Annotated in this window: 26 protein-coding genes, 1 tRNA gene and 1 riboswitch; of the genes, 15 read left to right on the top strand and 12 right to left on the bottom strand. The window is 68.3% G+C overall.

Features of this window, described 5'->3' with window-relative positions; translation table 11 throughout:
* Positions 1-4 precede the first annotated feature (4 nt).
* The gene (locus tag DMC64_RS11880) at positions 5-769 is read left to right on the top strand and encodes a helix-turn-helix transcriptional regulator (protein WP_038508252.1); all 765 of its coding nucleotides are present in this window, start codon (positions 5-7) and stop codon (positions 767-769) included.
* Here the strand turns inward: DMC64_RS11880 and DMC64_RS11875 are convergent.
* Positions 759-1265, bottom strand: a complete 507-nt coding sequence (locus DMC64_RS11875; protein ID WP_125733511.1) for a DedA family protein — start codon at positions 1263-1265, stop codon at positions 759-761. The genes DMC64_RS11880 and DMC64_RS11875 overlap by 11 nt on opposite strands.
* Positions 1237-1839 carry a class I SAM-dependent methyltransferase gene (locus DMC64_RS11870; RefSeq protein ID WP_125733510.1) on the bottom strand — a complete coding sequence of 201 codons (603 nt, stop codon included), beginning with the start codon at positions 1837-1839 and terminating at the stop codon, positions 1237-1239. Before DMC64_RS11870 ends, DMC64_RS11875 begins: the two co-directional genes overlap by 29 nt.
* 131 nt (positions 1840-1970) lie before the next feature.
* Here DMC64_RS11870 and DMC64_RS11865 point away from each other — a divergent pair, with 131 nt between their 5' ends.
* From DMC64_RS11865 to DMC64_RS11855, 3 genes are read left to right on the top strand one after another with little or no spacing between them, the layout of a single operon-like run.
* Positions 1971-3137 (top strand): sensor histidine kinase, encoded by a 1167-nt coding sequence (locus DMC64_RS11865; protein ID WP_125733509.1) that lies wholly within the window; start codon positions 1971-1973, stop codon positions 3135-3137.
* Positions 3134-3793 (top strand): response regulator transcription factor, encoded by a 660-nt coding sequence (locus DMC64_RS11860; protein ID WP_125733508.1) that lies wholly within the window; start codon positions 3134-3136, stop codon positions 3791-3793. Before DMC64_RS11865 ends, DMC64_RS11860 begins: the two co-directional genes overlap by 4 nt.
* Positions 3794-3814: 21 nt before the next feature.
* Positions 3815-4999: a sorbosone dehydrogenase family protein gene (locus DMC64_RS11855; protein ID WP_125733507.1), complete on the top strand. Its 1185-nt coding sequence runs from the start codon at positions 3815-3817 to the stop codon at positions 4997-4999.
* A gap of 160 nt (positions 5000-5159) precedes the next feature.
* On the opposite strand, the gene DMC64_RS11850 is transcribed toward DMC64_RS11855, so the two are convergent.
* Positions 5160-5885: an SDR family NAD(P)-dependent oxidoreductase gene (locus tag DMC64_RS11850; protein ID WP_125733506.1), complete on the bottom strand. Its 726-nt coding sequence runs from the start codon at positions 5883-5885 to the stop codon at positions 5160-5162.
* 32 nt (positions 5886-5917) lie between these two features.
* On the opposite strand from DMC64_RS11850, the gene DMC64_RS11845 reads away from it, so the two are divergent.
* Positions 5918-6439: an isochorismatase family protein gene (locus DMC64_RS11845; RefSeq protein WP_125733505.1), complete on the top strand. Its 522-nt coding sequence runs from the start codon at positions 5918-5920 to the stop codon at positions 6437-6439.
* Positions 6440-6442: 3 nt separating this feature from the next.
* Positions 6443-6835 carry an NUDIX domain-containing protein gene (locus DMC64_RS11840; RefSeq protein ID WP_125733504.1) on the top strand — a complete coding sequence of 131 codons (393 nt, stop codon included), beginning with the start codon at positions 6443-6445 and terminating at the stop codon, positions 6833-6835.
* A gap of 3 nt (positions 6836-6838) precedes the next feature.
* Here DMC64_RS11840 and DMC64_RS11835 read toward each other — a convergent pair whose 3' ends face one another.
* The 3 genes from DMC64_RS11835 to DMC64_RS11825 form a co-directional block, all read right to left on the bottom strand.
* Positions 6839-7477, bottom strand: coding sequence for a hypothetical protein (locus DMC64_RS11835; protein WP_125733503.1), 639 nt, complete (start codon positions 7475-7477; stop codon positions 6839-6841).
* Positions 7478-7558: 81 nt separating this feature from the next.
* Complete coding sequence (locus DMC64_RS11830; RefSeq protein WP_037342446.1) at positions 7559-8152, bottom strand: TetR/AcrR family transcriptional regulator; 594 nt, start codon at positions 8150-8152, stop codon at positions 7559-7561.
* 98 nt (positions 8153-8250) lie between these two features.
* On the bottom strand, positions 8251-9201 hold the full coding sequence (locus tag DMC64_RS11825) for an acyl-CoA desaturase (RefSeq protein WP_125733502.1): 951 nt from the start codon (positions 9199-9201) through the stop codon (positions 8251-8253).
* Between the two features lie 173 nt (positions 9202-9374).
* Here DMC64_RS11825 and DMC64_RS11820 point away from each other — a divergent pair.
* The 5 genes from DMC64_RS11820 to DMC64_RS11800 all read left to right on the top strand — a co-directional run bounded on the left by DMC64_RS11820 (position 9375) and on the right by DMC64_RS11800 (position 14752).
* A tRNA-Gln gene (locus DMC64_RS11820) sits at positions 9375-9446 on the top strand.
* Positions 9447-9489: 43 nt separating this feature from the next.
* Positions 9490-11238: a diguanylate cyclase gene (locus DMC64_RS11815; protein ID WP_037340650.1), complete on the top strand. Its 1749-nt coding sequence runs from the start codon at positions 9490-9492 to the stop codon at positions 11236-11238.
* A 44-nt stretch (positions 11239-11282) separates the two neighbouring features.
* Positions 11283-12770 (top strand): bifunctional UDP-N-acetylglucosamine diphosphorylase/glucosamine-1-phosphate N-acetyltransferase GlmU, encoded by a 1488-nt coding sequence (glmU, locus tag DMC64_RS11810; RefSeq protein WP_037340648.1) that lies wholly within the window; start codon positions 11283-11285, stop codon positions 12768-12770.
* Positions 12767-13747, top strand: a complete 981-nt coding sequence (locus DMC64_RS11805) for a ribose-phosphate diphosphokinase (protein ID WP_037340645.1) — start codon at positions 12767-12769, stop codon at positions 13745-13747. Before glmU ends, DMC64_RS11805 begins: the two co-directional genes overlap by 4 nt.
* A gap of 129 nt (positions 13748-13876) precedes the next feature.
* Positions 13877-14752: a TIGR03621 family F420-dependent LLM class oxidoreductase gene (locus DMC64_RS11800; RefSeq protein WP_125733501.1), complete on the top strand. Its 876-nt coding sequence runs from the start codon at positions 13877-13879 to the stop codon at positions 14750-14752.
* Here DMC64_RS11800 and DMC64_RS11795 read toward each other — a convergent pair.
* Positions 14746-15363, bottom strand: a complete 618-nt coding sequence (locus tag DMC64_RS11795) for an NAD(P)-dependent oxidoreductase (protein ID WP_125733500.1) — start codon at positions 15361-15363, stop codon at positions 14746-14748. The two genes, DMC64_RS11800 and DMC64_RS11795, sit on opposite strands and share 7 nt — an antisense overlap.
* A gap of 96 nt (positions 15364-15459) precedes the next feature.
* Positions 15460-16581, bottom strand: coding sequence for a hypothetical protein (locus DMC64_RS11790; protein WP_125733499.1), 1122 nt, complete (start codon positions 16579-16581; stop codon positions 15460-15462).
* Positions 16582-16919: 338 nt separating this feature from the next.
* On the opposite strand from DMC64_RS11790, the gene DMC64_RS11785 reads away from it, so the two are divergent.
* The 4 genes from DMC64_RS11785 to DMC64_RS11770 all read left to right on the top strand — a co-directional run bounded on the left by DMC64_RS11785 (position 16920) and on the right by DMC64_RS11770 (position 18980).
* A complete protein-coding gene (locus DMC64_RS11785) occupies positions 16920-17525 on the top strand; it encodes a 50S ribosomal protein L25/general stress protein Ctc (protein ID WP_125733498.1) in 606 nt (201 codons plus the stop codon).
* Positions 17526-17535: 10 nt separating this feature from the next.
* A complete protein-coding gene (gene pth, locus DMC64_RS11780) occupies positions 17536-18132 on the top strand; it encodes an aminoacyl-tRNA hydrolase (protein ID WP_125733497.1) in 597 nt (198 codons plus the stop codon).
* A 159-nt stretch (positions 18133-18291) separates the two neighbouring features.
* On the top strand, positions 18292-18651 hold the full coding sequence (locus tag DMC64_RS11775; protein ID WP_037340635.1) for a DivIVA domain-containing protein: 360 nt from the start codon (positions 18292-18294) through the stop codon (positions 18649-18651).
* A complete protein-coding gene (locus tag DMC64_RS11770; RefSeq protein ID WP_038508226.1) occupies positions 18651-18980 on the top strand; it encodes a DivIVA domain-containing protein in 330 nt (109 codons plus the stop codon). The genes DMC64_RS11775 and DMC64_RS11770 overlap by 1 nt, the downstream gene beginning before the upstream one ends.
* Before the next feature lie 60 nt (positions 18981-19040).
* Here the strand turns inward: DMC64_RS11770 and DMC64_RS11765 are convergent, their stop codons facing one another.
* From DMC64_RS11765 to DMC64_RS11750, 4 genes are all read right to left on the bottom strand, one after another.
* Positions 19041-20732, bottom strand: coding sequence for a fatty acyl-AMP ligase (locus DMC64_RS11765; RefSeq protein WP_125733496.1), 1692 nt, complete (start codon positions 20730-20732; stop codon positions 19041-19043).
* A 51-nt stretch (positions 20733-20783) separates the two neighbouring features.
* Positions 20784-22556, bottom strand: coding sequence for an ABC-F family ATP-binding cassette domain-containing protein (locus DMC64_RS11760; protein WP_125733495.1), 1773 nt, complete (start codon positions 22554-22556; stop codon positions 20784-20786).
* Between the two features lie 67 nt (positions 22557-22623).
* Positions 22624-23589: a 4-(cytidine 5'-diphospho)-2-C-methyl-D-erythritol kinase gene (locus DMC64_RS11755; protein ID WP_007028772.1), complete on the bottom strand. Its 966-nt coding sequence runs from the start codon at positions 23587-23589 to the stop codon at positions 22624-22626.
* A 122-nt stretch (positions 23590-23711) separates the two neighbouring features.
* Positions 23712-24722, bottom strand: a complete 1011-nt coding sequence (locus DMC64_RS11750; RefSeq protein WP_125733494.1) for a methionine ABC transporter ATP-binding protein — start codon at positions 24720-24722, stop codon at positions 23712-23714.
* A 213-nt stretch (positions 24723-24935) separates the two neighbouring features.
* Positions 24936-25026, bottom strand: a riboswitch (SAM riboswitch).
* Positions 25027-25070: the final 44 nt, after the last annotated feature.

The following is a 25070-nucleotide window of genomic DNA, read 5'->3' as shown; positions in this document are numbered from 1 at the left end:
CGCCATGGTTTCCGGATTCGGCCCCGCGCTCCGGGGCTGGCGCGAACGACGGCGGCTTTCCCAGCTGGAGCTGGCGATCCGGGCCGGTACCACGCAACGGCACGTGAGTTTCCTGGAAGGCGGCCGGTCGATCCCCGGCCGCGGCCTGGTGCTGCGCGTCGCCGAATCGCTCGAACTGCCCCTGCGTGAACGCAACGGCCTGCTGCTCGCCGCCGGGTTCGCCCCCGGTTTCCCCGAAACCGAATTGGACGATCCGAGCCTGCGGCCGGTCCTCGACGGTATGCGGCGGCTGCTCGACGGGCACCGCCCGTATCCGGCCATCGTGGTCGACCGCTACGGCGTGCTCGTCGCCCGCAACGACGCGCTCGACCTGCTGTTCGAGGACGTGGCACCGGAACTGCTGGAGGAACCGGTCAACACCCTGCGGCTCGCGCTGCACCCGAAGGGGATGGCGCCGAGGGTGCGCAACCTCGCGGACTGGGCCCGGCACATCCTGGAGCGGTTGACGCAGGAGATCGCCCACGCGCCCGACGAGCGGCTCACCGCGCTGCTGGCCGAACTCGAAGGTTACGTTCCGGCTCCCGGCCCGCCAGGGCCCGATCACCTCGGTTTCGCGGTGCCGATGCGCCTGTCCACTTCGGCGGGTGAACTGCGGCTGATCACGGCCATCACGACGTTCGCGACCGCGGCCGATGTCACGGTTTCGGAATTGAAACTGGAGACCTTCCTCCCCGCCGACGCCGAGACGGCGGCGATCCTCACCCGTTGACCCAGGCGCCCGCGTGGCCCAGGAACAGCTCGGCGCACGCCCACAGCACGGCCGCGCAGACACTCCCGGGCACGAACCGCCGGTACGGCATCTCGGCGGCACCCGCGATACGCGGCACCACGGTCCGCACCCCGGCCAGGCAGCGGCCGGCGATCACGGCCGGAACGCCGTACCGGGCGACGGCCCGTTCCACGCGCTCCCACCGATCCCGGCCGAACCGCCGCCCGAATCGCGTGGTCCGCAGCCGCGGGCCCAGCCGCCGCCCCTCCAGGAAGGCGATCTGGTCGCCGGCCACGGCGGCGCCGATCGCGACCGTCAACGCCAGCGGCAGGTCGAGCGTGCCCCGTCCGGCGAGGAACCCCATCAGCAGCAGGCTGGACAACGTCGGCAGAACGATTCCGGGCAGCAGCGCGGTTTCCAGGAAGATCAGGGCGCCGCAGACGAGGTAGACGAGCGCGGGCGGCGACTCAAGAAGCGGCCGCAGCAGGCTGTCCACGACGCCTCCCCGCTTTCTGTGGCAGCGCCGCGCGATGTACGAAGGCGGGCGGCAGGTTCGGCCAGACCAACGGGGTCCGGCCGGTCACCGCGAACCGGTCCCGCAGCGCCGCGGAGAACCGGCGTGCGGGTGTCGTCCAGGCCGCGTGCGCGTAGGCGAACGTCGTGAACCGTCCGTGCGGGGCGAGGATCTCCGTCACCTGGTCGAGGATCCGCAGCTGCCGTTCACCGGGCATGACCGTCCACGGCAGTCCGGAGACCACGACGTCGGCGGCCTCGTCCACATACGAAATCAGGTTTTCGGCGGACCCCTCGACGACCTCGACGTCCCCGTGCCGGGACCGCAGTTCCCGCGCCAGCCGCGGATTGATCTCGACCGCGATCAGCCGCGCGCCCGGTGGCAGACGGCGGACGACGGCCCCGGTGAACACACCGGTCCCGGGGCCGAGCTCGACGACGAGCCTGGCGCTTTCCAGGCCGAGGCCCGCGGTCATGGCCTCCGCGAGTTTCGGGGAGCTGGCCGCGACGGCCCCGGTCAGGACGGGATGACGGAGGAATTCCCTGGTGATCGACATGTTCCCGACGCTAGGAACGGGTTTCGTGGCTCCGCGTCGGCTTCGTCGGCCGATTCCGTCCTCCTGTGGGAGGACCCCGGAGGTACCGCAGGACGACGCGCTCTCGTGCCGGGCGAGGTTACGTTCGAACGGTGCAAAGGCTGCTCGACCGGCTTCGCGCCCACCCGTGGGTGACCGACCTTCCCCTGTACGCGTGGTTCGTCTTCCTCGCGCCGACAGGATCGTCGTCGGCCCCCAAGGCCGTCCTGCTGGTGCCGTACCTCTTCCTCGTGCCGCTGCTCTGGCGGCGGCGTCACCCCGAGATCGTCGCGGTGCTGATCGTCGCCGGGGTGACCGCGCAGTACACGACGGAGCTCTGGGCCTACGACCGCGGCCGGGGCGAACTGGCCATGGCCGTCGCGCTCTACACGCTGGTCCGCGCGGGGAACCGCCGCTTCGCCGCGGTGATCGCCGCCGCGATCGTCGCCCTCGACGTCACGTGGGGTCTCGCCTGGGGAGTCACCACCGAACAGGGCACTTGGCTCGCCATCGGCGCGACGATCCCGCTGCACGTCGCCGCCTGGGCGCTCGGCGAATTCTTCCGTGCGCGGCAACGGCTTTCGGCGGAGGAAGCGACGAAGGCGGAGCTGGCCGCGTCCGAACAGGAGGCCCGCGCCCGGGCCGCCGTCGCCGAGGAACGCACCCGCATCGCCCGCGAACTGCACGACGTCCTCGCGCACAGCGTGAGCGTCATCGTGATCAACGCCGAGGGCGCGAAACTCATGCGCGACAAGGATCCCGAGGTCGTCGACCGGACACTCGACACGATCGGCAAGGCCGGCCGCGACGCGCTCGCCGAGCTGCGCCGTCTGCTGGAGGTCCTCCATGCCGGCGAAGCCGCCCGAAGCCCGCAGCCGACCGTCGCGGAGCTTCGCGACCTGGTCGCGCAGGTCAGCGCGAGCGGACGGGACGTGGATCTCCAGGTCACCGGGGACGCCGAGGGGTTGCCGCCGAGCGCCGCGCTGCAGGCGTACCGCATCGTCCAGGAGTCGCTGACCAACATGATCAAACACGCGCCGGGCGACGCGAGCGGCCAGGTCGAGATCGATTTCGGCCAGGGCGGCCACCGCCGGAACGTCCGGATCGAGGTGACGAACACGGGCGGGAGCGAACCCGTCGCGCCGCGGCTCCCGTCGTCCGGCCGGGGGATCACCGGCATGACCCAGCGCGTCGAGATGTTCCACGGCACCCTCGACACCGGGCCGACCCGCGATGGTGGCTACCGGGTCGCCGCGAATCTGGTGGTGGAGGCGGGATGACGGCGGTGAAGGTACTGATCTGCGACGACCAGGAACTGGTCCGGGTCGGGATGGGGATGATCGTCACCAGCCAGGACGACCTGACCGTCGCGGGCGAAGCCACCAACGGCGCCGAAGCGGTCGAGGCCGCCGAGAAGCTGCGGCCGGATCTGGTCCTGATGGACGTCCGGATGCCCGTACTCGACGGCGTCGCGGCGACCGAGCGGATCTGCCGGTCGCTTCCGGACACCCGGGTCCTGATGATCACCACGTTCGACCTCGACGAGTACGCGTACGCCGCGTTGCGTGCCGGTGCCAGTGGCTTCCTCGTCAAGGACGCGCCCGCCGACGAAATCCTCGTGGCGATCCGAGGTGTCCTCCGCGGCGATTCGATGGTCTCCCCCTCGGTGACGAAACGGCTGCTCGACCGCTACCTGACCGACGAACGGGACGCCGGTGAGAGCGCGCGGCTCGAAACGCTGACCGAACGCGAGAAGGACGTCCTCTCGCTGATCGCGCGCGGCCTGACGAACTCCGAAATCGCCGCGAAGCTCTACATCGGGGAGACGACCGTGAAGACCCACGTCGGCCGGATCCTCGCGAAGCTCTCGCTGCGCGACCGTGTGCACGCGGTCGTGTTCGCCTACGAAAGCGGTTTGGTTCGCGCGGGCGGTTGAGCCCGGTGGCATGCTGATGTCATGCGCACCTCCGCCGCCGTCGCGTTCGCTTCCCTGTCCTTGCTGGTCACGGCCTGTTCCGGGGCGTCGAGCGAGACGGTGCAGAGCGCGCCGCCGGTCACCTCGAAGCCCGCGGTGTCGAAGCTGAAGGTCGAGCAGGTGACGGCCGGACTCGAACACGGCTGGGACGTCGGTTTCCTGCCGGACGGGAAGATCCTCGTCACCCAGCGCCCCGGGAAGCTGGCCCTGATCGAGGGCGGCGCGAAGCGTGACGTCGCCGCGGACTTCTCCGACGTCCACGTACGCGGCGAAGGCGGGCTGATGGGGATGGTGATCAGCAAGGACTTCGCGACGTCACGCGAGTTCATCACCTGCCAGACCCACAAGGAAGGCGACAAGGCCGTCGACATCCGGCTGGTCACCTGGCGGCTTTCGGACGACGGCGCGAGCGCCACGAAGGTCAAGGACCTGCTGACCGGGCTGCCGGTGAACCCCAGCGGCAGGCATTCCGGCTGCCGTCCCGCGTTCGGCGCGGACGGCGCGCTCCTCGTCGGCACCGGGGACACCGCCCGCCCGCAGCACCCGCAGGACCGGACGAGCCTCGGCGGCAAGGTGCTGCGCGTCGACGCGAAGACCGGGAACGCGTTGCCGGACAACCCGTTCGCGAAATCCGCGAACCAGAACGAACAGCGCGTGTTCACCTACGGGCACCGCAACGTCCAGGGCGTCACGGTCCGCCCGGGTACCGGGCAGGTGTTCACCGCGGAGCACGGGCCGACCATCGACGACGAGGTCAACCTGGAGACCGCGGGAGGGAACTACGGCTGGGACCCGTCCAAGGGCGGCACCGAGACCAGCTACGACGAAAGCGTCCCGATGACGGACAAGCAGCGCTTCCCGGACGCCGTCAGTCCTTTGTGGACGACCGGGGAGATCACCGAGGCGATCTGCGGCGCCGAGTTCCTCACCGGCTCGCAGTGGGGAGCGCTCGAAGGTTCGCTCGCCGTGACGGCGCTGAAGGGACAGAAACTCCTGCTGTTCCGCCTCGACGACGCCGGCAAGGTCACCGAAGTGACGCTGCCGCCGGAGTTCGACGACAAGTTCGGCAGGCTGCGCGCCGTCCGCGGCGGTCCGGACGGCGCCCTCTACATCACCACTTCGGAAGGCCAGGACGACAAACTGCTGAAGGTCACGCCCGGCGCTTAGGCCGTGTCCTGTAAGTCTGTTCGATGGGCTTCGTGATCCAGGTGGTTCCTGACGGTGCGGGCGGATCGGCCTCGTACCGGGTCGTACTCGGCCGCATCCGCCCGTGCCGCCAGGGACCGCCTGGGCGCGAAGACCGCGAACAAGACTTGCAGGACACGGCCTAACGGCCGAGGTGCGCGCCGCCGTTGACGTGGACGATCTGCCCGGTGACGTGCCGCGCCTCGGGGCTCGCCAGGAAGGCGACCACTTCGGCGACGTCCGCGGGTTCGCCGGCGCGTTTGGTCAGCGTGTTGCCGATCAGCCACGCCCGGCGCTCGTCGGAGAGCTTGCCCTGGAAGAACTCGGTTTCGCCGACCAGCCCGGGCGCGACGATGTTCGCGGTGATCCCGCGCGGCCCGAATTCCCTTGCCACGTCGACGTTCCACGCCTCCAGCGCGGCCTTGGCGGCACCGTAGGAACCCGCCCCGGTACGCGCGGCGATCGAGCCGATGGTGACGATCCGCGCCCCGTCGGCGAACCTTTCCCGCAAGGCACGGGTGACCAGGACGGCGGTGAAGACGTTCGCGTCGAGATTCGCCTGCCAGTTCGCGGCGAACGACTTCAGGTCTTCGGCCTGCCCGCCGCGGAAGTCGGTGTTCCCGCCCGCGTTGTTGACCAGGACGTCGACGCGCTCCGGCAAGTCGGCCAGTGCGCGTTCCACCGCCTCCGGATCGGCCGCGTCGAACGGGACCGGGTGCGCGCCGAGCAACGTGGCGGCCTCGGTGAGGACCTGCTCGCGACGGCCGGTGATCGTCACCCGATCACCTCGCGCGGCGAAGGCCGCCGCGACCGCGTAGCCGATTCCCGTTCCGCCGCCGGTGACCACTACTTCCCTGTTCTGCCCCATGTCTCCAGCATAGGGACCACTAGGCTGCCCGCATGACGAAGATCGACCCGGCGACGACGGCGCTCGTCCTGATCGACCTCCAGACCCGGATCGTCGCACTGGAGACCGTGCCGATCGAAGGCACCGAAGTCGTAGCGAACGCCGTCCTGCTGCGAGACGCCTTCAGCGCGGCCGGCTCGCCGATCGTCCACGTGCGGGCACATCGGCCGGACGTCGACGAGCAGCCGCCCGGCAGCGAACTGGTCGCAGAACTGACACCTCGCCAGGGCGAGCATCTGATCACCAAGAACACGATCGGCGCGTTCTACCGCACCGGACTCGACGAACTCCTGCGCGGGCTCGGCGTGAAGACGCTGGTGCTCGCCGGGATCGCCACCGAGTACGGCGTCGAATCGACGCTGCGGGCCGCGATCGACCACGCCTACGAGACCATCGCCGTTTCGGACGCGATGGCGGGTATCGCCGCGATCTCCCACGAATCGGCGATCACGAAGGTGTTCCCGCGGCTGGGCGAAGTGCTCACGACCGCCGAAACCGCCGCGGCGCTGGGCTGAACCATGATCGACAAAATCGCGTTGCTGTATTTCCAGGACGGCCGTGTCCTCGGCGCCCGCTCGCGCGGCAAATCCGTGTTCTACCTGCCCGGCGGCAAACGCGAACCCGGTGAAACCGACGCCGAGACCCTGGTCCGCGAAATCCGCGAGGAACTGAACGTCGAGATCGATCCGGCGACGATCGAGCCCGCCGGCTCGTTCGAGGCCCAAGCCGACGGGCACCCGTCGGGGCTCGTGGTCCGGACGACCTGCTATCTCGCCGAATTCAGCGGAACACCCACGGCCAGCAGCGAAATCGAGGAAATCGCGTGGCTGGGCCACGAGGACAGGGACCGGCTCTCCGCGGTGGGCAAGCTCATCTTCGACCACCTGCGGGAGACCGGCCTCCTGCGCTGACCGCTACTTCTTGAGGTCGTCCAGGCACAGCACCCGCGACTGCGGGAGCGTGCCGCCCGACCGCTGCCACTGGATCTTCTCGTCGGTCGACGGCACCTGGGTGCACACCGTGCTGCCGTCGATGAGGAAGGTCGCGCTCTTTTCGATGGCGAGGACCTTGTACCGCGCTGTCGCGCAGTCCTCCTTCGTGAGCTTCTTCGCGCCGATGACGCCGTCGGGGAGGCAGTCACCGACGACCGGCGCCCGTTCGCCCGGGTTCTTCAGGTCTTCCAGGCAGAGCAGGGTGCCGTCGGTGGCCCCCCTCTTTCCTTGGAAGAAGTACGCGTCGGTCGTCGGGTAGTCGTCGCATTCGGACCCGCCCGAGAGCCTGAGCCCGATTTCCGACTTGTTCTCCTGTTTTCCGACGACTTTGAAGTTCGCGTCCGGAGTTCCGCATTCGGTGCTCTTGACGCTGTCCGCGTTGTCGACACTGCCCTTGAGGCAAGCGCCGACCTCGGTGCTCGACGCCGTGAACGGATTCGCCACGAAGAACGCGATCAGGGCGACGACACCGAAGATGCCCAAGCGGATGACCGGCTTCAGCCACGTTCTCTTCTTCTGCGGCACCATCTGTTCGACGGCGGGCGCGGGAAAGTTCTCCACGGTTGTTCCCCCAGTTGGATGATCTCTATGGGGACCTAGCGCTCACCACCCGGGAAACGTTACTGCCGCGCGACGCAGGTCTCAGTGCAGCCGCAGCTTGGGCTTGTGCTCCAAATTGGACAGACCGTTCCACGCCAGGTTGACCAGATGCGCGGCGACCTCGTCGCGTTTCGGTTTCCGGGCGTCGAGCCACCACTGCCCGGTGAGCGCCACCATCCCGACGAGCGCCTGCGCGTACAGCGCGGCCAGCTTCTCGTCGTAGCCCCGGGCGGCGAACTGCTGCGCGAGGATGTGCTCGACCTGGCTGGCGATGTCGTTCAGCACCGTCGAGAACGTGCCCGTCGAACTCGCGACCGGCGAATCCCGCACCAGGATGCGGAAGCCGTCGTGCGAGTCTTCGACGTAGGAGAGCAACGCGATCGCCGCCTGCTCCAGCATCACCCTCGGGTGTCCACCGTGGAGGGTGGAGACCATCCGGTCGAGCAGCAGCTGCGTCTCGCGGTCGACGACGACGGCGTAGATGCCTTCCTTGCCGCCGAAGTGCTCGTACACCACCGGTTTGGAGACGTTCGCGCGGTGCGCGATCTCCTCGATGGACGTTCCTTCGAAACCCTTCTCCGCGAAAAGGGCCCTGGCGACGTTGAGCAGCTGCTGTCTGCGCTCGGTCCCCGTCATCCGCACCCGGGCCACCGGGGCGACAGGACGCGCCCCGGTGACCGCTTCACGTTTGGTCCGCCTTCTCCCCGCCATCGCAGAAGACTAACGCGACCTCGCTATCTGCTTTCGGTCGCGATGCGCGCGAGGCGCTGCGGGGTCGGCCAGCGCACGTCGTAGGCCCAGCCGAACTTCTCGAAAATCCAGATGAGCCGCGCGGAAATGTCGATCTGACCGCGCTGCACCCCGTGCCGCGCCGAGGTCGGGTCGGCGTGGTGCAGGTTGTGCCACGACTCGCCGAAGGAGAAGATCGCCAGCGGCCAGAAGTTGGCCGACTTGTCGCGGGCGGCGAACGGGCGCTCGCCGATCATGTGGCAGACCGAGTTGACCGACCAGGTCACGTGGTGCAGCACGCAGACCCGCACCAGCCCGGCCCAGAAGAACGCGGTCACCGCGCCCCAGAACGACCAGGTGATCAGTCCACCGAGGATCGCGGGCAGCACCAGGGTGAGCAGGCTCCACAGCCAGAACAGGTCGTCGACCTTCTTGATGGCCGGGTCCTTCACCAGGTCGGGCGCGAAGCGCTCCGCATTGGTCTGGTCTCGATCGAACAGCCAGCCCATGTGCGCGTGCCAGAACCCCTTGGCGATGGCGACCGGTGTCGTCCCGAACAGCCACGGCGAATGCGGGTCGCCGTCGCGGTCGGAGAAGGCGTGGTGGCGCCGGTGGTCGGCGACCCAGGTGATCACGGGGCCCTGGACGGCCATGCTGCCGGCGATCGCCATCGCGACGCGCAGCCACGGCTTGGCCTTGAACGAGCCATGCGTGAAGTAGCGGTGGTACGAAACGGTGATGCCGAGCCCGCTGATCGCGTAGAAGACGACGAACAGGCCGACGTCGACCCAGGTCAGTCCCCAGCCCCAGGCGAACGGGACGGCCGCGAGCAACGCGGCGAGCGGGAAGATGACCCCGAGGTAGACCGAGAGCTGCACGCCGCTCGATCGATGTCCTTCGATTACCGGCTTGGGGCCCTTCGCGGGCTTCTGGGAACGGTCCAGGGTAGCCGTCATGCAGTCACTTCTTTTCTATGCGCAACCCCCAGGGCTTCCCTAAGGGTGACCTTACCTACGATGCCGTAAGTTACGGTACAGGAGGTTTGGTCCCCTGTGGAGTGCCCGCGACGGTGACGCCACCCCCGGGCGCACGTGGACGTCCCCGACATGGCTATCCTGACCAGGATCGATCCGCCGTAGTGTAATCGGCAGCACTTCAGATTTTGGTTCTGACAGTTCAGGTTCGAATCCTGGCGGCGGAGCAGACGAACAGATGACCAGCGGCGTTTTCAACGGTGGGGGTGTGTGCGGCTGACCGAGGACGCGACGACCAGTGGCAGGCGGCCGGCGCTTGCGGAGATGTCCGACGCCTGGCTCTACGGTCGCGCGCGCGAACTCGGTGCGGCCATACAGCGTGTCAGCTTCGCCGAGCAGCTGGACATCGTCACCAGCCTCGACGAGCTCCTCGACGAGACGCAACGCCGCGGCGAACCGCTCCTGGTCGCCCAGCTGCTCCGCTACTCCGCTATGGCCAGGCTGGTCACCCGCGGTCTCGCCGCCGAAGCCGAGCCCAGGCTCGACGAGATGCTCGCGCACACCCGGCGGCACGGTCTCGCGCTGATGCGGGCCGACGCGCACGCCATGCGTGGCCGCCGCCTGGTGATCGCCAAACAGGAGGACGCCGCCCTCACCGAGATCGCCAGGGCGCTGGCCATCCTCGACGACTCCGCGGTCCCGGACCGCCAGGTCGGCAGGCGCAACTGGGACCGGATGCTGTCCACGACCCTGGTCGACTGCTGGCTGGTGCTGAACCAGCTGGGTGTCTACGAGGCGGCCGAGGAGGCCATCGCTCGCGCGGCGCAGGCGATCCGCGACAGCGCCAGCCCGCACGAGATCGCGCTCCAGCTGATCAACCGGGTCAAGATGCTGCTGGGCTGGGGCCTCCGTCTCGAACGCATCGAGCGGTACGACGAGGGGGCGGACAAGTTCCGCACCGCGGCGTCGATGGCCCAGGCCGCCGAAGGCCCGTTCACCGAATCGCTGTTCCCGCGCAAGGCCGGGGTGCCCGCGATCGACCAGGTCGGCGTGCTCGCCGCCGCGGCCGCGCTGGCGTCGCCCGATTCGTCGCATATCGAGCGGCTGACCTCGCTGCTGCATCCGGAACTGGTGTTCCCGCACGAACGCGAGATCATCGCCATCGCGCTGGCCCGCTGCCTGGACAACGACGGCCGCCGCGAGGACGCGCTGCAGGTGCTCAAGGAGGTCCGGGAGGACAACGAAGAGGGCTCGCTGCCGTCGATGCGGTTGAACCTCGCCCGCGAGCTGGCCAGGCTCGACACCACGCCGGACTACGCGTCCGGGGCGAGCCAGTCGCTGATCGACTACGCCACCATCCTGGAAACCGAGATGTGGTCGCTGCGGGAATCGCAGATCGCCACGCTCAACGCGCGGCGGGAGCACGAGCGGCTCTCCGCCGAGCACGGCGCCATCACCCAGCAGGCCTTGCAGGACCCGCTCACCGGGTTGCCGAACCGGCGCGCGCTCGACGAGAAGCTGCGTTCGCTGGCGTCGTCCGCCGACGCCCAGCCGCTAGCGGTGGCGCTGGTCGACCTCGACGGCTTCAAGGACGTCAACGACAAGCAGTCGCACGCCGAAGGCGACAACGTGCTCCGTGTCATCGCGAGCACGCTACGTGACGCCCTGCGCGGCGACGACGTCGTCGCCCGCTACGGCGGAGACGAGTTCATCGTGCTTCTACCTGGGGCTCCGGCGTCCGCGGCGAAACAGGCGCTGGGTCGTTCTGTGAATGCCGTCGCATCTCTGCCGCACCATCTTTCGCACGGCGTCACCCTCTCCGTCGGCCTTGTGTCGCTCCGCCCGCAGGAACGGGCCGAGCAGGTCCTCGCACGCGCCGATGCGGCCATGTACCAGGCGAAACGCGGCGGCGGGAACCAGGTTTCGTCGGTGAACTCGATGGCCATCGATCCGGTGACCGGATGGCCCGGCGAGGATGCTCCGACCGACCCCGCGTGGGACGCCGAGCAGCCCACGTAGGATCAATGCCCGACAACCACCGTTGGTGAAATGTTGGGAGTGCCGTGACCGGCCCGCTGAGCACGTTGATCCTCGCCGCGGGTGAGGGCACCCGCATGCGCTCGTCCACCCCGAAGGTGCTGCACCCGATCGCCGGCCGCCCGTTGGTCGAGCACGCGGTGCGGGCCGCCGCGGGACTGAACCCGGAGCACCTGGTCGTCGTCATCGGCCACGGTCGCGATTCGGTCGGCGCCCGGCTGGCGAACGTCGGCGAGGCGCTCGGCCGCGAGGTCGTCACGGCCGTCCAGGAAGAGCAGAAGGGCACCGGGCACGCCGTCTCGTGCGCGCTCTCGGCGCTGCCCGCGGGGCTGACCGGCACCGTGGTCGTCAGCTACGGCGACGTCCCGCTGCTCGACACCGAAACGCTCGCTTCCCTGGTCGCGGAGCACACCTCCACCGGGAACGCGGTCACCGTGCTGACCGCGGTCGTCGAGAACCCGACCGGTTACGGCCGGATCATCCGCGATGAGAACGGCGTCGTCACCTCGATCGTCGAGCAGAAGGACGCCACCCCCGAACAGCACGAAATCGCCGAAATCAATTCCGGCGTGTACGCCTTCGACGCCTCGGTCCTGGTCGACGGGCTTTCGAAGCTTTCGACCGACAACGCCCAGGGCGAGCTCTACCTCACCGACGTCCTCGGCATCGCCCGCGGCGACGGCAAGGGTGTCGGCGCGCTGGTCATCGACGACCCGTGGGTGACCGAAGGCGTCAACGACCGCGTGCAGCTCTCCGTCCTCGGCGCCGAGCTGAACCGCCGGATCGTCCGCGGCTGGCAGCGGGCGGGTGTCACCGTCGTCGACCCGGCGAGCACCTGGATCGACGCGGGCGTGACCTTGTCGCGCGACGTCGTCATCGAACCCGGCGTCCAGCTCAAGGGCTCGACGTCGGTCGGCGAGGGTTCGCAGATCGGGCCGGACAGCACTCTGGAAAACGTCTCCGTCGGCGCGGGCGCGTCGGTGGTGCGGACGCACGGTTCCGATTCGGAACTGGGCGACGGCGTGAAGGTCGGTCCGTTCACCTACCTGCGTCCCGGCTCCAAACTGGGGACCAAGGGCAAACTCGGCGCTTTCGTCGAGACGAAGAACGCCGACATCGGCGCCGGCACGAAGGTCCCGCACCTGACCTACGTCGGCGACGCGACCATCGGCGAGAACAGCAACATCGGGTGTTCCAGCGTCTTCGTCAACTACGACGGCGTGAACAAGCATCACACCACGATCGGCTCCCATGTGCGGCTCGGCGCGGACAACACGTTCGTCGCCCCGGTGACCATCGGCGATGGCGCTTACAGTGGGGCAGGCACCGTGATCAGGCAAGACGTGCCCCCGGGCGCGCTCGCCGTGTCCACCGGGCCGCAGCGCAACATCGAAGACTGGGTGTCCCGGCGCAGGCCGGGCACACCCGCGGCGGAAGCAGCTTCCGCCGCGAAGCAGGACACCACCGCCGTGTCCGATTCAGATAAGGGAAACGACGGGGAGTCGCCAGCATGAGCTCGAAGTCCGGAACACCGAAGAAGAACCTGATGCTGTTCTCCGGGCGCGCGCACCCGGAGCTCGCGGAAGAGGTGGCCAAGCACCTCAACGTGTCGGTCGTCCCGCAGACCGCGCACAACTTCGCCAACGGGGAGATCTTCGTCCGGTTCAACGAATCGGTGCGCGGGACCGACGCGTTCGTGATCCAGAGCCACCCGGCGCCCATCAACGAATGGGTGATGGAGCAGCTGATCATGGTGGACGCCCTCAAGCGCGCGAGCGCCAAGCGGATCACCGTGATCATGCCGTTCTACCCGTACGCGCGGCAGGACAAGAAGCACAAGGGCCGCGAGCCGATCTCCGCGCGCCTGATCGCGGACCTGTTCAAGACCGCCGGCGCCGACCGGATCATGACGGTCGACCTGCACACCGCGCAGATCCAGGGCTTCTTCGACGGTCCCGTCGACCACCTGCTCGCGCAGAACGTGCTGGCCGCGCACATCAACAAGACCTACCAGGACGAGAACATCACCGTCGTCTCGCCGGACTCGGGCCGGGTGCGGCTCGCCGAGAAGTGGGCGGCGCAGCTGGGTGACCGGCCGATCGCCTTCATCCACAAGACCCGCGACCCGGACAAGCCGAACCAGGCCGTCGCCAACCGCGTCGTCGGCAAGGTCCGCGGTCAGCTGTGCGTGCTGATCGACGACATGATCGACACCGGCGGCACGATCGTGAAGGCCACCGAGGCCCTGCTCGACGAGGGCGCGGCCGACGTCGTCATCGCCTCGACCCACGGCATCCTGTCCGACCCCGCCACCGAGCGGCTGTCGAACTGCAAGGCACGCGAGGTGATCGTCACCAACACGCTGCCGATCCCGGAGGAGAAGCGGTTCCCCGGGCTGACCGTGCTGTCCATCGCGCCGCTGCTGGCGCAGGCGATCCAGCAGGTGTTCGAGGACGGGTCGGTCACGTCCCTCTTCGACGGCAACGCCTGACCCCCGACGAAGCAAGGGACCTTTGCTACCACTCTCTTTCGGAGAGTGAGAGCAAAGGTCCCTTGCTTCGTTTTCGGCTCCTCGCGAAACGGCGCGCGCCCGGCCTCCCCGCGTGGCTAGGTTTCCGGCATGGGGAAATTCAAGTTCGGCGTGAACCTGTGGGGCGCCGAGAACCGCGAAAACTGGGTCGCGAAGTGCCGCCGCGTCGAGGCACTCGGATACGACGTCATCTCCGTGCCGGATCACCTCGGCTCAGGACGGAACTCGCCTTTCCCGGCGCTGACCATGGCCGCCGCGGTGACTGAACGGCCCCGCGTCGGCACTCTCGTCTCCAACGTGCCCTTCTACAACTTCGCGCTCTTCGCGCGCGACGTCGTCACGACGGTGAAGATGACCGGCGATCGGCTGGACCTCGGTCTCGGCTCCGGTCACATGAAATCGGAATTCGACGAGGCCGGCCTGCCGTGGATCCCGGCCAAGGAACGTATCGAGTACCTCACCAAGGGCCTTGACCACCTGCGCGAACACTTCGCCGCCGAAGGGATCACGCCCCCGCCACTGCTCCTCGCGGGCAACAGCGACGGCGTGCTCTCCCTCGCCGCCCGCGAAGCCGACATCGCCGGCTTCGCGGGCCTTCGTCAAGCACCGGGAAAGCCGCCGGGAACCTTCCGGCTCGACGACGCCGAACGCATGGACGAGCGCGTCGCCTTCTTTCGTTCACACACGAACGGCCGGGATCCCGAACTGAACATGCTCGTCCAGCGGGTCGTGGTCACGGACGACCGGCGCGCGGCCGCCGAGTCCTGGCGCGAAGAGCTGAAGGACCAGGACAGCCTCGACGTCGACGCCGTGCTCGAAACACCCCAATTGCTGTTCGGGACCACCGACGAGATGGTCCGGCAGCTCCAAGAGCGCCGCGAAAGGTACGGCTTCTCCTACATCACGGTGTTCGAGCCGATGTTGGAAACGTTCGCGCCGGTCGTCAAGGAACTGTCCGGTCAGTAGGCGACGCAGAAACGCTGACGGCGGCGCTCCGGCTTGTCGATCTCGTCGACGAACGCGATCGCGTAGTCGGCGCCGCTGATCTTCGACCCACCGTTCTCGTCGGTCAGCAGCACGTCATCGCCGAGCCGGAACTCGCCGGTCCGCTCGCCCTCGGCCCACGCGCCGAACTCCGCGGCCGGGCTGAGGTAGAACCAGTCGACGTCCTCGGGAAGTTTCCGGAACGCCTCCAGCACCTCGGCGTGCGCACCGGCCTCGCCCTTGTACTCGTCCGGGAACTCGGGGGTGTCGATCAGGCGCGGCCCGTCTTCGGCCACCTTCAGGCTGCCGGCCCCGCCGACGACGCCGATCCGCGCTCCGTTGTCTTTCGCGATCTGGGCGATCGAGGGCACCGCGTCGAGCAGGCCGCTCTGCCCGTGAACCGCGATGACCAGGACATCCGCTCCCTTGGCGACGTCGGCCAGGAAGGCCTCGTCGTAGAGCGAGCCCGCCCGGGTGCCCTCGCCTTCCGCGTTCCTCGACACCACCAGGACCTCGTGACCGCGGCCGCGCGCCTCCTCGGCGATCTTTCCGCCCGCGTATCCGGTTCCACCGAACACAACCAACTTCGCCATCGCGTTTCTCCCTTTTCATCGGCGACCACGCCGATGCTAAGAACGCGAGATCGGCTACTTCAACGTATGCAACGCACCCGGAGGTGAGTGTGCAGGTCAGCCACCCAGCGCGGCGAACTCGGACTTGAGCTTCTCGCGGACGGCGTTGACGTCGAGCGCCGCCCGGACCTCGCCGCGCGCCGAAGGCTTCGCCTGTACCTGATAGCTGGCGTTCCGATTCGGCAACTTGAATTTGACCTCGCAGGTCATGCTCGTCGTGGCACCGGGTGCCGCGTCGGCGTTCGCCGTACAGCTCTGGGCGCCGAGCGATTGCGCGGAGAAATCGACGGTCAGCGTCAAATGCACGGGCGTCCCGCTCACGCCACCGATGACGGTGTTGGCCACGTCGATCGTCGCCCGGCAGGTTCCGACGAAATCCGTGCAGTCCAGCTTGTCGTTGACGACGCTGACACTCACTTGGGCGAGCGCGTCGAACGGCTGCCCGATTCCCCCGATCGCGCCGTCCAGATCCGTCTGGAGTTTCTTCAGCGCATCCCCGGCGAGCGGTTCGACTCGCATTTCGGCACCGAGCGTCTTACCGCCCGCCGCGGCGACGAGGGAAGGCGCGAAGCTGACGACTCGATGCGGCGCGGCGGTGGTCACCCGCAGTGCCCCGAGCCCACTCCCGACGTCGTAGACCTCGGTCCCGTCGGGCAACTTCGACCGGACCGGATCGGTCAGCGGGTCCATCGCGGACACCGCGGTCCTCAACGTCGACGCGGCCTTGCGCGGGCTGAGCACCTCGACCGCGTTCACCGGCAGGTCCGAGCCGTCCGTACGGACCCAGTTGGTGCCGTACTGCTCGCTGTTGCCGAGCCCGTGCGCCTTCCAGTACTCCGGCGTCGCCGAGAGGTACAGCTGTTTGTCGGCGGACACGATCTGGATCGGCTGACCGTCGACCGGGAGGGCCCCCTGCGCGCTGCCGTTACGAGTGATCCGGAACTGCAGTTCGGCAGGTTTGCCCGAAGCGTCCTTGATTGTCGACTTGTAGACGACGGCGGGCGCTTGTTCAAGCGCCTTCAGCGCACTCTCGACAGCGCCGCGCTGTTCGGCGCGCCTGTCCACCCGCTGTTGCTCGGCGGGCGAGATCCCGGCCGCCCCGTCGATGGCGACGTCGCAACCCGCCAGGAGGCAGCACAAGGCGGCGATCGCGCCGATCCTCGACCGTCGTGCCGCCATTCCGCCCCCTTGTCTCGAGTGCGAGGAGATCACACCTTAGAAAAGGGGTCGCGCACCACCGCATCCGCGGGTTCCCGAAGCAGCTGTCACCGACTTGTCACCTGAACGAGCCACCCGGCGGGACCCCGGCACGACCGCTTGGTCTACACTTTCCCGGTCTCGGCGAGGCGGGTTCCGTGAGCACCTGGTGCCCGACGTGATCGACGCGGCGGCTTGAGTGGCCACACGCGGTCGAGCACGCCTGTGGAATTCGCCGCCGAACACCCGAACCGCCCGAACCATCCCCACCTCAGCATGCTTTCGCTGAACATGTTGGTGAATTGAAGGAGTGCTACACCGTGTCCGAGGTAAGCCTGTCCGTCGAGCCCCGCACCGAATTCGGCAAGGGTGCCGCGCGTCGCACGCGTCGCGCCGGCAAGATCCCCGCGGTGCTGTACGGGCACGGCTCGGACCCGCGCCACTACGCCCTGCCCGCCCTCGAGTTCGCCCGCGTCGTGCGTGAGAACGGCAGCAACGCCGTCATCACCCTCGAGCTCGAGGGCAAGAGCGAGCTGGCGCTGACGAAGACCATCGTCGTCCACCCGCTGAAGAACTACATCGAGCACGTCGACCTGCTGGTCGTCCGCCGCGGCGAGAAGGTCACCGTCGACGTCCCGGTCGTCGTCACCGGCACCGCGGGCCCGGGCACCCTGGTCACCACCGACCTCGACACCCTCCAGGTCGAGGTCGAGGCGCTGCACATCCCCGAGCAGGTCGAGGTCTCGGTCGAGGGCGTCGAAGCCGGCACCCAGATCCTCGCCTCGCAGGTCACCCTGCCGCAGGGCGCCACCCTGGTCACCGACGCCGAGGCGCTGGTCGTCGCCGTGAACGAGGCGCCGTCCGAGTCCTCGCTCGAGGGCGAAGAGGCCGAGGCTGCGGAAACCCCCGCCGAGGACGCCGAATAAAGTCACCGGTGTGACCGAAGCAGTACTTCCCGGGGCCGGCGAGCAGATCCTGCTCGCCGGCCTCGGCAATCCCGGCCCCCAATACGCGGGCAACAGGCACAACGTCGGCTTCATGGTGCTCGACGAACTGGCCGGCCGCGTCGGCGGCAAGTTCAAAGCGCACAAGAGCGGCGCCGAAATCCTCGAAGGCAGGCTGGCGGGCCAGCGGGTGGTTTTGGTCAAGCCGCGTTCGTACATGAACCTCTCGGGCGGCCCGGTCGTGGGCGCGGCCCGGTTCTACAAGATCCCCCCGGCCGGTGTCGTGGTCGTCCACGACGAGCTGGACGTCGACTTCGGCGCGATCAAGATGAAGCTGGGCGGCGGCGACAACGGCCACAACGGTCTCCGCTCGATCACCAAATCCCTGGGCACGAAGGATTACTACCGTGTCCGTTTCGGCGTCGGCAGGCCTCCGGGGCGGCAGGATCCGGCCGATTTCGTGCTGAAAGACTTCTCGACGGTCGAACGCAAAGAGCTCGCTTTCGAGATCGATCGTTGCGCCGACGCCGTTGAAGCGCTTATCAGCACCGGTCTCGCGGCGGCTCAGAACACCTTCCACGCTGGGTGAATCCGCTCACATGGCGGTGCGTTACACCTCGTCACTCGAAGGCGTTTCACCACGCCCCTGATCGAGTCGTGGAATAGGGCGAGCTCTTCCGGGGAACTCTCAAACCCGTTAGGACGGAATGCGGAGATCGCATTCCCCACCGAAACCGGAGAGAGTTTCATGTCGTTTACGGCCGAAGACATCACCGGCGCCACTTTCCCGAACGCCCCGATCGGGCGGCGCGGATACGCCAAACACGAGGTCGACGCGTTCCTGGAACGGATCGCCGACACGCTCTCGGACCGGGACGACCTGACGGCCGCCGAGGTCCACCACGTCATGTTCTCGCGTCCGTTGATCGGGAAGCGCGGCTACGACGAACGCGAAGTCGACGATTTCCTCGACAAGGTCGAGGGGCAACTCGCCCACCGCACCGGCCAGCACGCACTCCACGTGCCCGGCGCCCGAGGAGAAGACGAAGCCACGGCCGAACGCGCCGTTCCGGACCGCGGTCCCATCGAGACCCTCCGGGAGCGCTAGTGCCCGTTACCGCGTTCGAGGCCAGAACCCGGCAGTTCGACAGGGCGCCGATCGGTGCGCGTGGCTACCACGAACCCGCGGTCGACGCCTTCCTCGAACGGGTCGCGGCGACTCTCGACGGCGACGACGACCTGTCGGTTTCGGACGTCCACAACGTGGCGTTCGCCAAAGCGCCGCTCTCGAAACGAGGCTACGACCCGGCAGCCGTCGACGCGTTCCTGCGAGACGTCGAGGGGACGTTGGCCGGGTTGTCCCAGTCTTCCGGCTACTACATAGCGCCCGCACTGGAGCACACCCATAACCGCAAGCCATTGTGGCGACGCCGCTGACCAACGGGAGGTGCCGCGAAAGGGCCGGGCCGCGATACTCGCGGACCCGGCCCTTTCGTCTCAGCTGGTCGCCGCGTTCTTGGCGATCTTGTCCGCGAACTGGACTGCGGTCGCGGCCCGCTTCACCTTGCCTGAGGGTGTCTTCGGCAGGCTCCCCGCCGGGAGCACCACAACAGCGAAGGGCCGCATGTCGACGGCGCCGCGCACCTTGGCCGCGACCTCCTTCGCCAGCGCCTTCTCCGTCTCCGGGTCCCCGGCGAGTTTCGATTCGACGACGACCGCGAACCGTTCCCGTCGGCTGCCGGCGTCGAGCCGCACGGCCACGGCGTTCCCCGCGCGCACCCCTTCGACCGAAGTCGCCGCTCGTTCGATGTCGGTCGGATACAGGTTCCGGCCGCCCATGATGATGACGTCCTTGCGACGCCCGCAGATCACGATCATGCCGTCGACCAGGTAACCGAGGTCGCCGGTGAGCAGCCAGCCGTCCTCGTCCTGGGTCGCGAGCGGACCGTCCATGGTCAGGTACCCCGGCGTCACGGCCTCGCCCCGCAGGCGGATCTCCCCGACCTGGCGTTCCCCGAGCACGGTTCCCTTGTCGTCGACGATCTCGGCCTCGAGCCCGTCGAGCGGTGGCCCGAGCACGGCGAAGGACCGGACCTCGTCGGTCCCGCGGCGCGAGTCGCCCTCGGGCACCGGCACCGCGCGGTTGTCCGTCTCGAGCGCGTCGGCTTCGACGACGTCCAGCGTCAAGCCGGTGAACAACGGCGCGAACGAAACCGCGAGAGTCGCCTCCGCCATGCCGTACGCCGGAAAGACGCATTCGGCGGGCATCTTGAAGCGCGCCCCGGCATCGACGAACGTCTGCACGGCCGTTTCGTCGATCGGCTCGGCGCCGTTCAACGCGATCCGAAGCTTTGAGAGGTCGTACGCGTTGTCGTCCTCGACGCGGGCCATCCGCCTGCCCACGATCGCGTACGCGAAGTTCGGCGCGGCCGTGGTCGTGCCGTTGTACTTGCTGATCAGCTGCGGCCAGATCAACGGTCCGGACAGGAACTCGAGCGGCGTGATCTTGACGAGCTCGACACCGAAGGTCATCGGGACCGTCAGGAAGCCGACCATCCCCATGTCGTGGAAGGTGGGCAGCCACGAGACCATCACGTCGACGTCGAAATCGAACTCGGCCCGATCGACCATCGCCTTGACGTTCGAATACAGGTTTCCGTAGGTGATCTGAACGGCCTTCGGGTCGGCCGTCGACCCGCTGGTCAGTTGCAGGAGCGCCGTATCCGATTCGGCCGTCGGCACGGGCTCCGCCAACGGTTCCGCTTCGAGGAGCTCGGTGATGACCTGGAAGGCGATGCCGTGCTCGGTGAGCACCGGCGCCAGCTGGTCGAACGGCTCACCGAGCAGAACCAGGCCGGAACCGATCATCCGCAGCACGCGAACGGTGTCCTCGGCCCATTCCGCGAGGTCGGTGCGCTGCGTCGGCTGGTGCAGCATCGTCACGCTGCCGCCGGCGAGCCAAACCGCCTGAACCGTCGGCGCGATCAGCGACGGCGCCGCCGCCAGGACCGCGACCGCTTTGCCGGGCTCCAGCCCGGCCGCCACCAGACCCCCGGCGACCCGTTTGGCCTGCTCGTGGATCTCGGCCCAGGTCCGCCGAACCGGCTCCTTGGGCTCCCCGGTGACCATTCCCCGCTGCTGACCTCGCCCCGCCGCGGTGGCGACGAGCGTGTCCACGAACCGACTCATGCGCGTCACACTACTGTCCGCGCTGGAAGACCCGCGCGCCGTCGCGTGAACTCATTCGATCGCTTCGGAGGTCTCGAGCCACTGAGCTTCGACCTCCTCTTTTTCCGTTTCGACAGCCTTCAGTTCGGTGTTCAGCTCGATGAGCTTCGTCGGATCGGTCGCCGCGGCGAGCAGCGCCGCATGCAGCTTCTCTTCCTTCGCGTGCAGCTGGTCGAGCTTGCGTTCGAGACGGGACAGCTCCTTTTGCGCCGCACGCTGCTCCGCGGCGCTCTTCTTGGGTGCGCCAGCCTGCGCGTTGCCTGTCTTCCGGTCACTGCCTGCCTTCTCGAGGCTCTTGGCGCGCCGGTCCAGGTACTCCTCGATGCCGCCGGGCAAGTGGGTCACCTGCCCGTCGCCGAACAGGGCCACGATCGTGTCGCAGACGCGTTCCACCAGGTACCGGTCGTGCGAGACGACGACGAGGCTGCCCGGCCAGGAATCCAGCAGGTCTTCGAGCTGCTGCAAAGTGTCGATGTCGAGATCGTTCGTCGGCTCGTCGAGCAACAGCACGTTGGGCTCGGCCATCAGAAGCCGGCACAGCTGCAGACGACGTCGTTCGCCACCGGAAAGGTCCTCGACCGGCGTCCACTGCCTCGCCGCGGGGAACCCCAGCTTCTCGGCGAGCTGCGAAGCGGTGAGCTCCTGCTTGCCGAACACGACCCGGCCGGACACCTCTTCGATCGCCTGCAGCACGCGCAGATCACCCGGCAGGTCGTCGAGCTCCTGCCGCAGGTGCGCGAGGCTGACCGTCTTGCCCTGGATACGTCGCCCCGTCTCGGGTTCCTTGTCGCCACCGAGCAGCTTGAGGAGCGTGGTCTTGCCCGACCCGTTGACGCCGACGAGACCGACCCGGTCGCCGGGGCCGATCCGCCAGGTGACGTGATCGAGCAGGGTGCGGTCGCCGACGGTCAACGTGGCGTCCTCGATCTCCAGCACGGTCTTGCCCAGCCGCCGACGCGCGAACGCCTGCAACTCGACCGAATCACGCGGCTCCGGCACATCGGAGATCAGCGCCTCCGCCGCCTCTACGCGGTAACGCGGCTTCGAGGTCCTGGCCTGCGGGCCGCGACGCAGCCACGCGAGCTCTTTACGCGCCAGGTTCTGCCGCTTCTCCTCGGCGGTCGCCGCCAGTCGCGCCCGTTCGGCCCGCGCGAAGATCCAGTCCGCGTACCCGCCTTCGTACTGCTCGACGCGGCCGTTGGTGACCTCCCAGGTCAGGCTCGCGACCGTGTCGAGGAACCACCGGTCGTGCGTGACGACCACGACCGCGATCTTGCGGTTCAGCAGGTGATCCGCGAGCCAGCGGACGCCTTCGACGTCCAGGTGGTTGGTCGGCTCGTCGAGGACCACGAGGTCCAGCTCACCGGTGAGAGCGGCCGCCAGCGCCACCCGGCGGCGTTCACCACCGGACAGGTTCGCGGTTTCCTTCTCGACGCCGAGAGCCGTGATCCCCAGACCGTCCATAATGGACCGGACACGCGCGTCAGCGGCCCACTCGTGCTCCGCACCGTAACGTTCCAGCACGACATCGCCGACGGTGCTGCCGGCGGGCAGCTCGGTCCGCTGGGTGACCACGGCCATCCGCAAGCCACGGACCTGACTGACCCGTCCGGTATCCGGCTCGCTGATCCCCGCGAGAACCTCCAGCAGCGTCGTCTTCCCACCCCCGTTGAGACCGACGACACCGATACGCTGCCCCTCCGCCACACCGAGCGAAACACCGTCGAGCAGCGGGCGCACCCCGAAGGACTTGCTCACCGACTCCAGGTTGACCAAGTTGGCCATGCCTCAGCCGATCCTTTCCGAAAAGCTTGCACCACAACGAATTAGTCGATGTCCATTTCGGACACCCTCACGCGTGCACCCGCGGCGGAGACGGCCGCGGAGCGTCGTCACCGCCGACCAGCCGCGCCCCGGGCACCGGCCCGTGCGCGACGCGTACCGTGCGGCAGACACCCGCGCCGGACAGCTCTGCGGCGACCTCGACGGCCGACTGGGCATCCGCGCACAGAAAGGCACAGGTCGGTCCGGAGCCGGAGACAGTGCCGGCGAGCGCACCCGCGTTGACCCCGGCCCGCAAGGTGCGACGCAGCCCCGGCCGCAACGAGACGGCGGCCGCCTGAAGGTCATTGCCGAGCAGCAGCGCCAGCTGCCGCGGGTCACCGGACGCCAGCGCCTCGACCACCGGAGTGTGCGAACCGATCCGCGGCGGGCTGCCCTCTTCACGCAACTTGTCCAGCTCGCCGAACACCCTCGGCGTCGAAAGACCTCGCTGGTCGAAGGCCAGGACCCAATGGAAGGTGTGCCGCGACAGAACCGGCACCAGCTGCTCACCCCGGCCGGTGCCCAACGCGGTCCCGCCATAGAGCGCGAACGGGACATCACTGCCGAGCTTCGCGGCGATACCCGCCAGTTCGTCTCGGGAGATGTCAAGCTTCCAAAGCGACGCGAGCCCCACCAGGGTCGCGGCCGCGTCAGCGCTACCACCGGCCATCCCACCTGCCACCGGGATGCCTTTGCGCAGTACGACCCTGACCTTGGACTCGCCGTCCGCCTTGCCGACATGTGCCGCCAGCGCCTGCGCCGCCTTCCAAGCGAGGTTGTTGGCCCCCGTAGGTACGGAGCCTTCGCCTTCGCCGTAGACCTCGACACCGGGATCTTCGGTGACCGCGACGGTCACCTCGTCGGTCAAGGAAAGCGCCTGGAACACGGTCACCAGCTCGTGGTAACCGTCCGGGCGTACGTCACCGACCGACAGGTGCAGGTTGACCTTGGCGGGAACCCTGACGGTTACTGGGGGCGGTACGACGGCGAGCACCCGTCAAGCCTACGTGGCCGTTCCACTTGCGCTGCCACCAGGAGAAAAGAGAACAGGACGAGTCGGACACGAACGGGCCGCCCCGGACGGATTTCGTCCTGAGCGGCCCGTTCGTGGAGGAATCAGGCAGCGACACCCTGCGGTCCGCGGACCGGGTGGGTCACGTGGCCGCCGCGTTCGGCGATCCAGGCGAGCGCGGCGTCCGCGCGCTCACCTCGCACACCGAGACGGAACCGGCCCACCGGCGTGTCGCCGATCCGGGTCAGGCCGCCGCCGATGGTGGCGAGTTCGACGTCGAAGCGACCGGCGGCCTCCGGGAGGAGCGCACCGACCGAAGCGAAGCCGACGAGCACGACGTCCACTGCCCGGTCGTACTTCGAGGCCTGCGCCCGCCCGGTCTCGATCGCGGGAAGCAGCGCCTGCGCGGTCCGGCTGTTCGGGTCGGAAACCAGGTCGAGCACGGTCCCTCGTTCGATGATCGCCCCAGCCTCCAGAACCGCGACGTCGTCGCAGACACGGCGAACCACGCCGGCGTCGGGAGTGGTGAGCAGCACGGTGACTCCGAGCTCGGCACGGGCCCGGTCGAGCACGGTCAGGACCGCGCCGGTCTCCTCGGACTGCACACCGGCGGTCGGGTCGTCGGCCAAGAGCACGGACGGCCCGGCGGCCAGCGCTTTGGCGATGGCGACTCGGCGCAGCTGCCCTTCGGACAGGTCACCCGGCCGCTGCCCCGCCCGAGGGGTGAGACCGACCAGGTCGAGCAGGTTGCCGACCCGGTTGCGACGCTGCGGCCCGTCGAGACCGAGCTGTTCGAGCGGGGAGGCGATGTTGCCGGCGATGGTGCGCTCGGCGAGCAATTCCGGCTTGGTGCTCACGACACCGACCTGCCGCCGGATCTCGCGCAGCCGGCGTCCGTCGAGCGTCCCGGTGTTGAGGCCGTCGAGGCGGACGACGCCGCGGTCGGGGCGCTCCTGAAGACCGATGCAACGAGCGAGGGTCGACTTGCCGGAGCCCGCCGGGCCGACGACTCCGAACAGCGAGCCCGCCTGGATGTCCACGCTCACATCGCGCAGCGCGACGACGGGATTTCCGTTGAGGGGAAAGGATTTGGACAGGTTTTCGACAGTGATCACGAGAGGCTCCATGCGAATGGGGCGCTGCTTCTTTCGAGCGCGCCGACCGTCACCGAGTGACCGTCCGGAAACGGACGGTTTTCAGAGGTAAGGGAGAAGGACTCAGGCAGTAACGGTGGAGCGTCGACACGCACTTACCGTGCGGCGACCTTCATCGACGACACGTCGCCTGGTCAGCAGGAGCGGGTGGGTGACCCTGTTCATTAGGCACAGCCTCCATCGGTCCTGGCTGTAGCACCTGCCCTGTGGAGGGTGGTTGCTGCGACTTCGGCGAGCCAGGTCTCTCAGTCGCTCGGGATGGCTCACTGAGTAAAACCGATCCCACTGGATGAAAGCAAGCGCGTAGGC

Origin of the sequence: Amycolatopsis sp. WAC 04197 (assembly GCF_003947475.1) — a bacterium.
GTDB classification, from domain to species: domain Bacteria; phylum Actinomycetota; class Actinomycetes; order Mycobacteriales; family Pseudonocardiaceae; genus Amycolatopsis; species Amycolatopsis japonica.
Note: the sequence above shows the minus strand (reverse complement) of the source record. Positions and strands in the feature narration are given on the sequence as shown.

Excerpts from the sequence above, each read along its gene's own strand:
- DMC64_RS11880 (WP_038508252.1), top strand. The coding sequence starts at position 5 with ATGGTTTCCGGATTCGGCCCCGCGCTCCGGGGCTGGCGCGAACGACGG.
- DMC64_RS11870 (WP_125733510.1), bottom strand. The coding sequence starts at position 1,839 with ATGTCGATCACCAGGGAATTCCTCCGTCATCCCGTCCTGACCGGGGCC.
- DMC64_RS11860 (WP_125733508.1), top strand. The coding sequence starts at position 3,134 with ATGACGGCGGTGAAGGTACTGATCTGCGACGACCAGGAACTGGTCCGG.
- DMC64_RS11855 (WP_125733507.1), top strand. The coding sequence starts at position 3,815 with ATGCGCACCTCCGCCGCCGTCGCGTTCGCTTCCCTGTCCTTGCTGGTC.
- DMC64_RS11850 (WP_125733506.1), bottom strand. The coding sequence starts at position 5,885 with ATGGGGCAGAACAGGGAAGTAGTGGTCACCGGCGGCGGAACGGGAATC.
- DMC64_RS11845 (WP_125733505.1), top strand. The coding sequence starts at position 5,918 with ATGACGAAGATCGACCCGGCGACGACGGCGCTCGTCCTGATCGACCTC.
- DMC64_RS11840 (WP_125733504.1), top strand. The coding sequence starts at position 6,443 with ATGATCGACAAAATCGCGTTGCTGTATTTCCAGGACGGCCGTGTCCTC.
- DMC64_RS11830 (WP_037342446.1), bottom strand. The coding sequence starts at position 8,152 with ATGACGGGGACCGAGCGCAGACAGCAGCTGCTCAACGTCGCCAGGGCC.
- DMC64_RS11825 (WP_125733502.1), bottom strand. The coding sequence starts at position 9,201 with ATGACGGCTACCCTGGACCGTTCCCAGAAGCCCGCGAAGGGCCCCAAG.
- DMC64_RS11805 (WP_037340645.1), top strand. The coding sequence starts at position 12,767 with ATGAGCTCGAAGTCCGGAACACCGAAGAAGAACCTGATGCTGTTCTCC.
- DMC64_RS11800 (WP_125733501.1), top strand. The coding sequence starts at position 13,877 with ATGGGGAAATTCAAGTTCGGCGTGAACCTGTGGGGCGCCGAGAACCGC.
- DMC64_RS11795 (WP_125733500.1), bottom strand. The coding sequence starts at position 15,363 with ATGGCGAAGTTGGTTGTGTTCGGTGGAACCGGATACGCGGGCGGAAAG.
- DMC64_RS11790 (WP_125733499.1), bottom strand. The coding sequence starts at position 16,581 with ATGGCGGCACGACGGTCGAGGATCGGCGCGATCGCCGCCTTGTGCTGC.
- DMC64_RS11775 (WP_037340635.1), top strand. The coding sequence starts at position 18,292 with ATGTCGTTTACGGCCGAAGACATCACCGGCGCCACTTTCCCGAACGCC.
- DMC64_RS11765 (WP_125733496.1), bottom strand. The coding sequence starts at position 20,732 with ATGAGTCGGTTCGTGGACACGCTCGTCGCCACCGCGGCGGGGCGAGGT.
- DMC64_RS11760 (WP_125733495.1), bottom strand. The coding sequence starts at position 22,556 with ATGGCCAACTTGGTCAACCTGGAGTCGGTGAGCAAGTCCTTCGGGGTG.